This window comes from Pseudomonas sp. B6(2017) (genome assembly GCF_002112765.1).
GTDB lineage: Bacteria > Pseudomonadota > Gammaproteobacteria > Pseudomonadales > Pseudomonadaceae > Aquipseudomonas > Aquipseudomonas piscis.
This window is the reverse complement of record NZ_NEIQ01000007.1, coordinates 184,212-197,435: the sequence shown is the minus strand read 5'-3', so window position 1 is coordinate 197,435 and position 13,224 is coordinate 184,212. Positions and strand designations below refer to the sequence as shown.

Here is a 13,224-nt window from a genome sequence, read left to right as displayed (position 1 = left end):
GATCGCTATAATCGGCGGCTTTTGTTCATGAGTGCGGGGTGAGGGATGCGCGATCGTCTGTTGGCTGCGGAGAAGGTCAAGGCCATTGATTGGCGGGATGGCACTCTGTACCTGCTCGATCAGCGGGCCTTGCCTCTTGAAGAGGCCTGGCTGGCCTGCGACAGCGTCGCTGCCGTGGCCGAGGCCATTCGCGCGATGGCGGTGCGCGGCGCGTCGGCCATTGGCATCAGTGCGGCCTATGGTGTGGTCCTGGCCGCGCGCGCACGTTTTGCCGCCGGTGGCGACTGGATCGCCGCGCTCGATGCAGACTTCGAACTGCTTGAAACCACCCGGCCGACGGCGGTCAACCTTTCCTGGGCCTTGCGCCACATGCGTGAGCGGCTGGAGCGGGTCAGGGAACATGCCGATCCTCTGGCTGCCCTGGAGGTCGAGGCCCTGGCGATCCATGAAAGCGATCGCGAGGCCAACCTGACCATGGCCCAGCTCGGGGTGGAGCTGATTCGTCGATACCAGGGCAACCCGCAGGCCCTGCTGACCCACTGCAATACCGGAGCCCTGGCCAGCGGTGGCTTCGGCACTGCCCTGGGGGTGATTCGCGGAGCCTGGCTGGAGGGCATGGTGGAGCGGGTCTATGTCGATGAAACCCGGCCCTGGCTGCAAGGCTCACGTTTGACTGCCTGGGAGCTTGCCAGCGAAGGCGTGCCGGTGACCTTGAACGCCGACGCCGCGGCGGCGCACATCATGAAGACCAAGGGCCTGACCTGGGTGGTGGTCGGTGCGGACCGGATCGCCGCCAATGGCGATGTGGCGAACAAGATCGGTACCTACCAGTTGGCCGTCAACGCCATGCACCATGGCGTGCGCTTCATGGTGGTGGCCTCCAGCTCGACCATCGACATGAGCCTGGCCACTGGCGAGGACATTCCCCTTGAGGAGCGCGACGCCCGGGAGCTGCTGGAGGTGGGTGGCAAGCCGGTGGGGGCGGCGGTGGAGGTCTTCAATCCGGTGTTCGACGTCACGCCGGCGGACCTGATCGATGTCATCGTTACGGAGAAGGGCATCGTCGAGCGTCCTGATGCGGCAAAGATGGCCCAATTGCTGTGCCGCAAGCGCCTGCATTGATCCTGCGTCGACATCTGCCTCTGGATTGACCGGTAAGTGATCGCCGGGAGGAAAAAAACCGGGTTGGCGGGAGGGGGGTCGGTCTCTGAGGCCCTGTCGCCGTCTTTCAGGTGGTCATCGCTCAACTAGCTACGTTCCATGCGCATCAGGGGGATAGGTGCGTGGCGGCGATTGTGATAACATCCGGCGGTTTCCAAGGTGGTCCGACGCGGTCACCTCTACTGCGCAAATCCATGTCATAACTTGTTGATTTGTCGTAAGTCGGTGCTGGCACTAGGCCTGCAGCGGCGAGCTTCGTTCGTCCCATCTGGATGTGGCGAAGTTTCACCAGAAAAAGGAATCAGGCTTCTCATGGGCGAACTGGCCAAAGAAATCCTACCGGTCAATATCGAAGACGAGCTGAAACAGTCCTACCTCGACTACGCGATGAGCGTAATCGTCGGGCGGGCACTGCCTGATGCGCGCGACGGCTTGAAGCCCGTGCACCGGCGTGTGCTGTACGCGATGAGCGAACTCGGTAACGACTGGAACAAGCCGTACAAGAAATCTGCCCGCGTGGTCGGTGACGTGATCGGTAAGTACCACCCCCACGGCGATACTGCGGTGTACGACACCATCGTCCGCATGGCCCAGCCATTCTCCCTGCGCTACTTGCTGGTAGACGGCCAGGGCAACTTCGGTTCGGTGGACGGCGATAACGCGGCGGCCATGCGATACACCGAAGTGCGCATGACCAAGCTGGCGCACGAGCTGCTGGCCGACCTGCACAAGGAAACCGTGGATTGGGTGCCCAACTATGATGGCACCGAACTGATTCCCGCGGTCATGCCGACCAAGATCCCCAACCTGCTGGTCAACGGCTCCAGCGGTATTGCCGTGGGCATGGCGACCAACATCCCGCCGCACAACCTGGGGGAAGTGATCGATGGTTGCCTGGCGCTGATCGACAATCCCGAGCTGAGCGTCGACGACCTGATGCAGTTCATCCCGGGTCCGGACTTCCCCACCGCCGGCATCATCAACGGGCGCCAGGGCATCATCGAGGCCTATCGCACCGGCCGTGGCCGCATCTACATGCGCGCCCGCTCCACCGTCGAGGATATCGACAAGGTCGGTGGTCGCCAGCAGATCGTCATCACCGAGCTGCCATACCAGCTGAACAAGGCCCGCCTGATCGAGAAGATCGCCGAGCTGGTCAAGGAGAAGAGGCTCGAGGGCATCACCGAGCTGCGCGACGAGTCCGACAAGGACGGCATGCGCGTAGTGATCGAGCTGCGCCGTGGCGAAGTGCCGGAAGTGGTGCTCAACAATCTCTACGCCCAGACCCAGCTGCAGAGCGTGTTCGGTATCAACATCGTCGCGCTGATCGACGGTCGTCCGCGGATCCTCAATCTGAAGGACCTGCTGGAAGCCTTCGTTCGTCACCGCCGCGAAGTGGTGACCCGGCGTACCGTATTCGAGCTGCGCAAGGCTCGCGAGCGTGGCCATATCCTCGAAGGCCAGGCCGTTGCCCTGTCCAACATCGATCCGGTCATCGCCCTGATCAAGGCCTCGCCGACCCCATCGGAAGCCAAGGAAGCGCTGGTCAGCACGCCTTGGGAGTCCAGTGCGGTGATGACCATGGTCGAGCGTGCCGGTGCAGATTCCTGCCGTCCGGAGAACCTGGATCCGCAGTACGGCCTGCGCGACGGCAAGTACTTCCTGTCCCCGGAACAGGCCCAGGCCATCCTGGAGCTGCGCCTGCACCGCCTGACCGGCCTGGAGCACGAGAAACTCCTGGCCGAGTACCAGGAGATCCTCAACCAGATCGGCGAGCTGATCCGCATCCTCAACAGCGCCGAGCGCCTGATGGAAGTGATCCGCGAAGAGCTGGAAGTGATCCGTGCCGAATACGGCGACGAGCGCCGCACCGAAATCGTCAATGCGACCCACGACCTCGACTACGGCGACATGATCCCCGAAGAAGAGCGCGTAGTGACCATTTCCCATGGCGGTTATGCCAAGACCCAGCCGTTGTCGGCCTACCAGGCCCAGCGCCGTGGTGGCAAGGGCAAGTCGGCGACCGGCGTGAAGGATGAGGACTACATCGAGCACCTGCTGGTAGCCAACAGCCATGCGACCCTGTTGCTGTTCTCCAGCAAGGGCAAGGTGTACTGGCTCAAGACCTACGAGATTCCTGAAGCCTCCCGTGCTGCCCGTGGCCGTCCGCTGGTGAACATCATCGACTCGCTGGAGCAGGGCGAGCGCATCACCGCGATGTTGCAGATCGACCTCGAGGCCCTGCAGCAGGGCGCTGATTCCGAGGAGGTCGAAGAGGCCGAGGACGTGCTGGCCGAAGCCGAGGTGATGGATGAAGAGGAAGCCGAGGACGACGACGATCGCGACACGCCGGAGTGGGTCGCTGAGCCGACCGGTGCCTTCGTCTTCATGGCGACCGCCTTCGGCCTGGTCAAGAAGGTTTCGCTGGCGAGCTTCGCCAAACCGCGCAAGGCCGGTCTGATCGCCTTGAAGCTGAAAGAGGGCGATACCCTGATCGCTGCGGCCATCACCGATGGTGCGCGGGAAGTCATGTTGTTCTCCAGCGCCAGCAAGGTCATCCGTTTCGTCGAGAGCGAAGTTCGCGAGCGCGGTCGTGTGGCCGGTGGTGTGCGCGGGATGAAGCTGGGCAAGTCCCAGCAACTGATCTCCATGCTGATCCCCGAGTCCGGTGCGCAGATCCTCACTGCGTCCGAGCGCGGTATTGGCAAGCGTACCGAGCTGCCCAAGTTCCCGCGCCGCAAGCGTGGTGGCCAGGGCGTGATCGCCATGAAGGGCCGTACCGGTAACCTGATCGGCGCCATCCAGGTGCGCGAGGACGAGCAGATCATGCTCATCTCCGACCAGGGGACCCTGGTGCGCACCCGGGTCGGCGAGGTGTCGATCCTCAGCCGCAACACCCAGGGGGTGACGCTGATCAAGTTGGCCGACGATGAGACGCTGGTAGGCCTGGAGCGTATCCAGGCGTCGGATGAGCTCGAAGACGTGCTCGAAGACGGCGAGGTGATCGATGGCGAGGTGGTCGACACCGAGGGCGAGGAGCCCGGCGCCGCCGACGAGGTGCCCCAGGAGTAACCCAGCGCAATAACCCGGCGGGGCGATCAGCATGATCGCCCCGCTTCATAAATGAAGCAGAGCGAGAGTGGATGTGAGCAAACGAGCCTTTAACTTCTGCGCAGGCCCTGCCGCGCTTCCTGAAGCGGTGCTGAAGCGCGCCCAGGCCGAGATGCTGGACTGGAACGGCAAGGGCCTGTCGGTCATGGAAATGAGCCACCGTAGCGACGACTATGTGGCCATCGCCGAAAAAGCCGAGCAGGACCTGCGCGAGCTGATGTCCATCCCCTCCAACTACAAGGTGTTGTTCCTCCAGGGCGGCGCCAGCCAGCAATTCGCCGAGATCCCGTTGAACCTGCTGCCGGAAAACGGCACGGCCGACTATGTCGAGACCGGTATCTGGTCGAAGAAGGCCATCGAGGAAGCCCGTCGCTTCGGCACCGTCAACATCGCCGCCAGCGCCAAGGCTTACGACTACCTGGCCATTCCGGGCCAGAACGAGTGGAAGCTGACCCCCAACGCGGCCTACGTGCACTATGCGTCCAACGAAACCATCGGTGGCCTGCAGTTCGACTGGGTGCCGCAGACCGGTGATGTGCCTCTGGTGGTCGACATGTCCTCCGACATTCTTTCGCGTCCGGCCGATGTGTCGCAGTACGGCATGATCTACGCCGGCGCGCAGAAGAACATCGGTCCGAGCGGCCTGGTGGTGGTGATCGTTCGTGAAGACCTGCTGGGCCGCGCCCGTAGCGCTTGTCCGACCATGCTCGACTACAAGGTCGCTGCCGACAACGGCTCGATGTACAACACTCCGGCCACCTATTCCTGGTATCTCTCGGGCCTGGTCTTCGAGTGGCTGAAGGAGCAGGGTGGCGTTGCTGCCATGGAGCAGCGCAACAAGGCGAAGAAAGACACCCTGTACGGCTTCATCGACAACAGTGACTTCTACACCAACCCGATCAGCGTCAACGCCCGTTCGTGGATGAACGTGCCGTTCCGTCTGGCCGACGAGCGCCTGGGCAAGGCTTTCCTGGCCGGCGCCGATGCCCGTGGTCTGCTCAATCTCAAGGGCCACCGCTCGGTAGGCGGCATGCGTGCCTCCATCTACAACGCATTGGGCCTCGATGCGGTCAACGCACTGGTGGCCTACATGGCGGAGTTCGAGAAGGAACATGGCTGATGTCTGAGCAAGAACTCAAGGCCTTGCGGCTGCGCATTGACTCCCTGGACGAGAAGGTCCTGGAGCTGATCAGTGAGCGCGCGCGTTGTGCTCAGGAAGTGGCCCGGGTGAAGACGGCTTCCCTGGCCGAGGGCGAGGTGCCGGTGTTCTATCGCCCCGAGCGTGAGGCCCAGGTCCTCAAGCGGGTGATGGAGCGTAACCAGGGTCCGCTGGACAACGAGGAAATGGCGCGGTTGTTCCGCGAGATCATGTCTTCCTGCCTGGCGCTGGAGCAGCCGCTGAAAGTCGCCTATCTGGGTCCCGAGGGCACCTTCACCCAGGCTGCGGCCCTGAAGCATTTCGGTCATGCGGTGATCAGCAAGCCGATGGCGGCCATCGACGAGGTGTTCCGCGAAGTGGCGGCCGGTGCGGTGAACTTCGGCGTGGTACCGGTGGAAAACTCCACCGAGGGTGCGGTCAACCACACCCTCGACAGCTTCCTCGAGCACGACATGGTAATTTGCGGCGAGGTCGAGCTGCGTATCCACCACCACTTGCTGGTGGGCGAGAACACCAAGACCGACAGCATCAGCCGTATCTACTCCCATGCCCAGTCGCTGGCCCAGTGCCGCAAGTGGCTGGACGCCCACTATCCGAATGTGGAGCGGGTCGCGGTATCGAGCAATGCCGAGGCCGCCAAGCGGGTCAAGGGCGAGTGGAACTCCGCGGCGATTGCCGGCGACATGGCGGCGAGCCTCTACGGCCTGACTCGCCTGGCCGACAAGATCGAGGACCGTCCGGACAACTCCACGCGGTTCCTGATGATTGGCAACCAGGAAGTGCCGCCGACTGGTGACGACAAGACCTCGATCATCGTTTCCATGAGCAACAAGCCAGGTGCGTTGCACGAGCTGCTGGTGCCGTTTCATGACAATGGCATCGACCTGACGCGGATCGAGACCCGGCCTTCGCGCAGTGGCAAATGGACCTACGTATTCTTCATCGACTTCGTCGGCCACCACCGCGACCCGCTGGTCAAGGGTGTGCTGGAGAAGATCAGTCAGGAAGCAGTGGCACTCAAGGTGCTGGGTTCCTACCCGAAAGCGGTTCTCTGAGGCATTTAACAATGAGTGGCGACTTCCTCGCCCTGGCGCAGCCAGGTGTGCAACAACTTTCGCCGTACGTTCCGGGCAAGCCCGTGGACGAACTGGCCCGTGAGCTGGATATCGATCCGGCCACCATCGTCAAGCTGGCGAGCAACGAAAATCCGCTGGGCGCCAGTCCGAAGGCGCTTGCGGCGATTCGCGAAGAGCTGGCCGAGCTGACCCGCTACCCGGATGGCAACGGCTTCACGCTCAAGTCCCTGTTGGCCGAGCGCTGTGGCGTCGAGATCGAGCAGGTGACCCTGGGCAATGGCTCCAACGACATCCTTGAGCTGGTCGCTCGCGCCTACCTGGCCCCGGGCCTGAATGCGGTGTTCAGCGAGCACGCCTTTGCCGTCTACCCGATCGTCACCCAGGCGGTCGGGGCTGAGGCGCGGGTAGTGCCGGCCAAGGATTGGGGGCACGACCTGTCCGCCATGCTCAAGGCCATCGATGCGCAGACCCGGGTGGTGTTCATCGCCAACCCGAACAACCCGACAGGCACCTGGTTCGATGCCGAGGCGCTGGACGAGTTTCTCCAGGACGTACCGGCCCATGTGCTGGTGGTGCTGGACGAGGCCTACATCGAGTATGCCGAAGGCAGTGATCTACCTGATGGCCTGGATTTCCTGGCGGCTTACCCGAACCTGCTGGTCTCGCGGACGTTTTCCAAGGCATACGGCCTGGCAGCGCTGCGGGTCGGTTATGGCTTGTCTACCGCGGTAGTGGCGGATGTGCTGAATCGCGTGCGCCAGCCCTTCAACGTCAACAGCCTGGCCCTGGCAGCGGCTTGCGCAGCGTTGCAGGACGATGACTACCTGGCTGAAAGCCGCCGCCTCAACGAGGCTGGCATGCAGCAGTTGGAAGCGGGGTTCCGCGAGCTGGGCCTGGGCTGGATCCCGTCCAGGGGCAACTTCATTGCCGTTGACCTGGGGCGCGAGGCCGCGCCGGTATTCCAGGGGTTGTTGCGTGAAGGGGTGATCGTGCGCCCCGTGGCCAACTACGCAATGCCCGACCACTTGCGCGTGACCATCGGCTTGCCGGCGGAAAACTCTCGCTTCCTCGAGGCCTTGGCCAAGGTCATGGCTCGTGGTTGATGTCATTCCAGTGCAATCTGCTGTGCCTATGATCGGTCGCCTGGTGGTGATCGGCCTGGGATTGATTGGCGGCTCCTTTGCCAAGGGGCTGCGTGAAAGTGGCATCTGTCGCGAAGTGGTTGGCGTTGACCTGGATCCGCAGTCCCGTCGATTGGCCGTGGAGCTTGGGGTGGTGGATCGCTGCGAAGAGGATCTGGCCCTGGCTTGCCAGGGTGCCGATGTGATCCAGCTGGCGGTGCCCATCCTGGCCATGGAGAAATTGCTGGCCAAGTTGGCGAGCATGGATCTGGGACAGGCGGTGTTGACCGATGTCGGCAGCGCCAAAGGCAATGTGGTGCGGGCGGCGACCGAGGCTTTTGCTGGTATGCCGGCGCGCTTCGTGCCTGGGCATCCGATTGCCGGTTCCGAGCAAAGTGGTGTCGAGGCTTCCAATGCCCAGTTGTTTCGTCGGCACAAGGTGATCTTGACGCCGTTGGCGCAGACGGATGCGCTGGCGCTGGCGCTGGTCGACAGCTTGTGGCGCGAATTGGGGGCAGATGTCGAACATATGCAGGTCCGGCGGCATGACGAGGTCCTGGCTGCAACTAGCCATCTACCGCATCTTTTGGCATTCGGGCTGGTCGATTCGCTGGCCAAGCGCAGTGAAAATCTGGACATCTTCCGTTACGCTGCGGGCGGGTTCCGCGATTTCACGAGAATCGCCGGCAGTGACCCGGTCATGTGGCATGACATCTTCCTCGCCAATCGCGAAGCGGTCCTGCGCACACTCGATACATTTCGCAATGACCTCGACGCCTTGCGCGACGCGGTCGATGCAGGGGACGGGCATCAGCTGTTGGGCGTATTCACTCGCGCCCGGGTAGCCCGCGAGCATTTCGGTAAAATCCTGGCCCGCCGGGCCTATGTGGACGCTATGAACTCCAACGATCTGATTTTCCTGGCAAATCCTGGTGGCCGCCTGAGTGGGCGGATTCGTGTTCCAGGTGACAAATCGATTTCCCACCGCTCGATCATGCTCGGCTCCCTGGCCGAGGGCACCACTGAAGTGGAAGGCTTCCTCGAGGGCGAGGATGCGCTGGCTACATTGCAGGCTTTCCGCGACATGGGGGTGGTCATCGAGGGGCCGCATCACGGCCGGGTGACCATTCATGGGGTGGGGCTGCACGGTTTGAAGCCGGCACCTGGCCCGATCTACCTGGGCAACTCCGGTACGTCCATGCGCCTGCTTTCCGGCCTGCTGGCTGCGCAGGATTTTGATAGCACCCTGACGGGCGATCCTTCGCTGTCCAAGCGTCCGATGAATCGGGTGGCCAACCCGTTGCGGGAGATGGGCGCGGTGATCGAGACCGCGGCCGAAGGTCGCCCGCCGATGGTGATCCGTGGCGGTCACAAGCTCAAGGGCTTGACCTACACCTTGCCAATGGCCAGCGCCCAGGTGAAGTCCTGCCTGCTATTGGCGGGGCTGTACGCCGAAGGCAAGACCACTGTGACCGAGCCGGCGCCGACTCGCGACCATACCGAGCGCATGCTGCGCGGCTTCGGTTATTCGGTGGATGTCGAAGGAGCGACCGCCTCAGTGGCCTCCGGTGGCAAGCTCAAGGCTACCCATATCGAGGTGCCGGCGGATATCTCCTCCGCGGCCTTCTTCCTGGTGGCCGCTTCGATCGCCGAAGGCTCCGAGCTGGTGCTGGAACATGTGGGGATCAACCCGACTCGTACCGGAGTCATCGACATCCTGCGCTTGATGGGGGCCGACATTCGCCTGGAAAACCAGCGTGAAGTGGGTGGCGAACCGGTTGCAGACCTGCATGTGCGTGCAGCCAGGCTCAAGGGGATCGAGATCCCGGAGGAATTGGTTCCGCTGGCGATCGACGAGTTCCCGGTACTGTTCGTCGCGGCCGCTTGTGCCGAGGGGCGTACGGTGCTGCGTGGCGCGGAAGAGCTGCGGGTCAAGGAGTCCGACCGCATCCAGGTGATGGCCGACGGCCTGCTGACCCTGGGTGTGAAATGTGAGCCGACCCCGGATGGCATCATCATCGATGGTGGCCAGATCGGTGGTGGCGAGGTCCATGGTCATGGCGACCACCGGATTGCCATGGCCTTCAGTGTGGCCTCGTTGCGCGCCAATGCGCCGATTCGCATCCATGACTGCGCCAACGTCGCCACCTCCTTCCCGAACTTCCTAGCGTTGTGCGCCCAAGTCGGCATCCGTGTTGCCCAAGAGGCCCAGTCGTGATGAGCAAGGCGCCTGTAATCACCATCGATGGGCCAAGCGGTTCGGGCAAAGGCACCATCGCTGGCAAGCTGGCCGAGCATCTGGGCTGGTGTCTGCTGGACTCCGGGGCCTTGTATCGGTTGTTGGCATTCGCTGCCCGCAACCATGGGGTCGACCTGACCAACGAGGAGTCGCTCAAGCTTCTGGCGGCTCACCTGGACGTACAGTTCCTGAGTGCTACCGAAAGCCATCCGCAGCGGATCATTCTCGAAGGCGACGATGTGACCGACGACCTGCGTAACGAGCAAGTCGGCGCCTGGGCTTCCCAGGTCGCTGCCTTGCCGGCGGTGCGGGATGCTCTGCTGCAGCGTCAACGGGCCTTTCGCGAATTGCCGGGGCTGGTCGCCGATGGTCGTGACATGGGGACAGTGGTCTTTCCCGATGCACCATTGAAGATTTTCCTGACCGCTAGTGCCGAGGAGCGTGCGCGTCGCCGCTACTTGCAGTTGAAGGGGAAAGTCAATGGTGTTAGTCTGTCGAGTCTGCTAGATGAGATTCGTGCGCGTGATGAGCGCGATACCCAGCGAGCGGTCGCCCCGCTCAAGCCGGCGGCTGACGCCATACAGCTGGATTCCACGGAGTTGTCCATCGATCAGGTGCTGCAACGCATCTTGAGCGAAATCGCCCTTCGCGATATCGCCGGGTGAACAAGGAAGGTCGTAGGGGACCAGTCATAGTCCTGCGATCTTTCTTTTATATGAACGTAACCCACATTGTCTGGAATGTGGCAGATGGGCGGAATCTTCGCCCTTATCAACAGGAATTAAAATGAGCGAAAGCTTTGCGGAACTCTTTGAAGAAAGCCTGAAAACCCTGAACCTTCAGGCAGGCTCCATCATCACCGGTGTTATCGTCGACATCGACTACCAAGCGCGTTGGGTAACCGTTCACGCTGGTCTGAAGTCTGAAGCGCTGATCCCGCTTGAGCAGTTCTACAACGATGCTGGCGAGCTGTCCATCAATGTTGGTGATGAAGTTCACGTTGCTCTGGACTCGGTTGAAGACGGCTTCGGTGAAACCAAGCTCTCCCGTGAAAAAGCCAAGCGCGCTGAATGCTGGATCGTTCTGGAAGCAGCCTTCGCAGCCGAAGAAGTGGTCAAGGGCGTTATCAACGGTAAGGTTAAAGGCGGCTTCACTGTCGACGTTAACGGCATCCGTGCGTTCCTGCCAGGTTCTCTGGTTGACGTCCGTCCAGTGCGCGACACCACGCACCTGGAAGGCAAAGAGCTCGAGTTTAAAGTCATCAAACTCGACCAGAAGCGCAACAACGTTGTCGTTTCCCGCCGCAGCGTCCTTGAAGCCGAGAACTCCGCCGAGCGTGAAGCTCTGCTGGAATCCCTGCAGGAAGGTCAGCAAGTTAAGGGTATCGTCAAGAACCTCACCGATTACGGCGCATTCGTCGATCTGGGTGGCGTCGATGGCCTGCTGCACATCACCGACATGGCTTGGAAGCGTATCAAGCATCCTTCCGAAATCGTCAATGTTGGCGACGAGATCGATGTCAAGGTTCTGAAATACGATCGCGAGCGCAATCGTGTTTCCCTGGGCCTGAAGCAACTGGGTGAAGACCCTTGGGTTGCCATCAAGGCTCGTTACCCAGAAAGCACCCGCGTTACCGCTCGTGTAACCAACCTGACTGACTACGGCTGCTTCGCTGAGCTGGAAGAAGGCGTTGAAGGTCTGGTACACGTTTCGGAAATGGACTGGACCAACAAAAACATCCATCCTTCGAAAGTCGTACAAGTTGGCGACGAAGTGGAAGTTATGGTTCTGGACATCGACGAAGAGCGTCGTCGTATCTCCCTCGGCATCAAGCAGTGCAAGTCCAACCCATGGGAAGACTTCTCTGGCCAGTTCAACAAGGGCGACAAAATCTCCGGCACCATCAAGTCGATTACCGATTTCGGTATCTTCATTGGTCTGGACGGCGGCATCGACGGTCTGGTTCATTTGTCCGACATCTCTTGGAACGAAGTGGGCGAAGAAGCCGTGCGTCGCTTCAAGAAGGGCGACGAGCTGGATACCGTTATCCTGTCTGTTGACCCAGAGCGTGAGCGTATCTCCCTGGGTATCAAGCAGCTGGAAAGCGATCCGTTCTCCGAGTACGTACAAGAGAACGACAAAGGCGCAATCGTTAAGGGTGTTGTAAAAGAAGTTGACGCTAAAGGCGCCATCATCACCCTGGCTAACGATATCGAAGCTACTCTGAAAGCCTCTGAAATCAGCCGTGACCGCATCGAAGATGCGCGCAACGTCCTGAAAGAAGGCGAAGAAGTTGAAGCCAAGATCATCAGCGTTGACCGTAAGAGCCGTGTAATCCAGCTCTCTATCAAGTCGAAAGACGTTGAAGACGAGAAAGAAGCTATCCAGAGCCTGCGCGACAAGCCAGCTACCTCGGATATCGCTGCTGGCCCTACCACTCTGGGCGACCTGCTGCGTGCACAGATGGAGAAGCAGAACTAAGTTCTGTTTCACCAAAAAAAGGGCGACTTCGGTCGCCCTTTTTTGTGCCTGGAAATCAGATAGGGATATCTTGAGATGAAACCAAGGCGTGCAATCAGCGGTCTCTTAAGGGGGATTGCAAGTAAGAGTCTTGATTTTCCGCGGGGTGACTCAGGTAGCACGAAGTCTGGCCTAGGGAGGAGTATGAGCAGGTTCATGGTTGTTGGTTTGATGTTGTTTTTGGTTGGTTGTGAGGCCAGTGTAAAAACCCACGCGATTCGTGGAGCCACTGGCATAGAAATCGATTGTTCTGGATTGGGCTCGGATTGGGATAGGTGCTACGAGCGGGCTGCGCGTGAGTGCGATAGCAGTGGTTATAAGGTCCTCAGCAAATCCAGCGACGCGAAAGATGAGGAGGGCGATTATCCCTTTGGTTGGAATCCGGCGGGGTATGTGACGAGGACAATGCTCGTTATGTGTCGCTAAGATTTCGATTGGTACGGATCCGTCTCGTTTATATTGCTCGACGAGAGTGGGCTGTTCAAAACCTTCTGGGCATGCTAAAACCTTCTGAGCACTGACCTAGCTGCTTGAAAAAGAAGGGAAAAATATGACGAAGTCGGAGTTGATCGAACGAATTGTCACCCATCAAGGGCTGCTGTCATCCAAGGATGTCGAGTTGGCCATCAAGACGATGCTGGAGCAAATGTCTCAGTGTCTGGCTACTGGTGATCGGATTGAGATCCGTGGTTTCGGTAGCTTCTCGCTTCATTATCGCGCTCCGCGTGTGGGGCGAAATCCTAAAACTGGCCAGTCCGTCAGTCTTGATGGGAAGTTTGTGCCACATTTCAAACCAGGGAAAGAGTTACGAGATCGTGTTAATGAAGACGAGTAGTA

At 60.7% G+C, this 13,224-nt stretch carries 10 protein-coding genes; all 10 read left to right on the top strand.

The genetic code is table 11. The features are described from left to right. Positions 1–45: 45 nt before the first annotated feature. A complete protein-coding gene (gene mtnA / locus CAG11_RS13905) occupies positions 46–1,122 on the top strand; it encodes an S-methyl-5-thioribose-1-phosphate isomerase (RefSeq protein ID WP_085596789.1) in 1,077 nt (358 codons plus the stop codon). 351 nt (positions 1,123–1,473) lie between these two features. Continuing rightward, on the top strand, positions 1,474–4,233 hold the full coding sequence (gene gyrA / locus CAG11_RS13900; protein WP_085596788.1) for a DNA gyrase subunit A: 2,760 nt from the start codon (positions 1,474–1,476) through the stop codon (positions 4,231–4,233). A gap of 73 nt (positions 4,234–4,306) precedes the next feature. Beyond that, positions 4,307–5,392 carry a 3-phosphoserine/phosphohydroxythreonine transaminase gene (serC, locus tag CAG11_RS13895; protein WP_085596886.1) on the top strand — a complete coding sequence of 362 codons (1,086 nt, stop codon included), beginning with the start codon at positions 4,307–4,309 and terminating at the stop codon, positions 5,390–5,392. Next, the gene (gene pheA, locus CAG11_RS13890; protein WP_022640122.1) at positions 5,392–6,486 is read left to right on the top strand and encodes a prephenate dehydratase; all 1,095 of its coding nucleotides are present in this window, start codon (positions 5,392–5,394) and stop codon (positions 6,484–6,486) included. Before serC ends, pheA begins: the two co-directional genes overlap by 1 nt. Positions 6,487–6,497: 11 nt before the next feature. Next, a complete protein-coding gene (gene hisC / locus CAG11_RS13885) occupies positions 6,498–7,610 on the top strand; it encodes a histidinol-phosphate transaminase (RefSeq protein WP_085596787.1) in 1,113 nt (370 codons plus the stop codon). A gap of 28 nt (positions 7,611–7,638) precedes the next feature. Next, complete coding sequence (locus tag CAG11_RS13880) at positions 7,639–9,846, top strand: bifunctional prephenate dehydrogenase/3-phosphoshikimate 1-carboxyvinyltransferase (RefSeq protein ID WP_085596786.1); 2,208 nt, start codon at positions 7,639–7,641, stop codon at positions 9,844–9,846. Then, positions 9,846–10,532: a (d)CMP kinase gene (cmk, locus tag CAG11_RS13875; protein WP_085596785.1), complete on the top strand. Its 687-nt coding sequence runs from the start codon at positions 9,846–9,848 to the stop codon at positions 10,530–10,532. Before CAG11_RS13880 ends, cmk begins: the two co-directional genes overlap by 1 nt. A gap of 121 nt (positions 10,533–10,653) precedes the next feature. Next, positions 10,654–12,348, top strand: a complete 1,695-nt coding sequence (rpsA, locus tag CAG11_RS13870) for a 30S ribosomal protein S1 (protein WP_058435296.1) — start codon at positions 10,654–10,656, stop codon at positions 12,346–12,348. A gap of 183 nt (positions 12,349–12,531) precedes the next feature. Further along, positions 12,532–12,813, top strand: coding sequence for a hypothetical protein (locus CAG11_RS34055; RefSeq protein ID WP_085596784.1), 282 nt, complete (start codon positions 12,532–12,534; stop codon positions 12,811–12,813). Positions 12,814–12,937: 124 nt separating this feature from the next. Continuing rightward, on the top strand, positions 12,938–13,222 hold the full coding sequence (ihfB, locus tag CAG11_RS13860) for an integration host factor subunit beta (protein WP_085596783.1): 285 nt from the start codon (positions 12,938–12,940) through the stop codon (positions 13,220–13,222). The last annotated feature ends 2 nt before the right edge of the window (positions 13,223–13,224 follow it).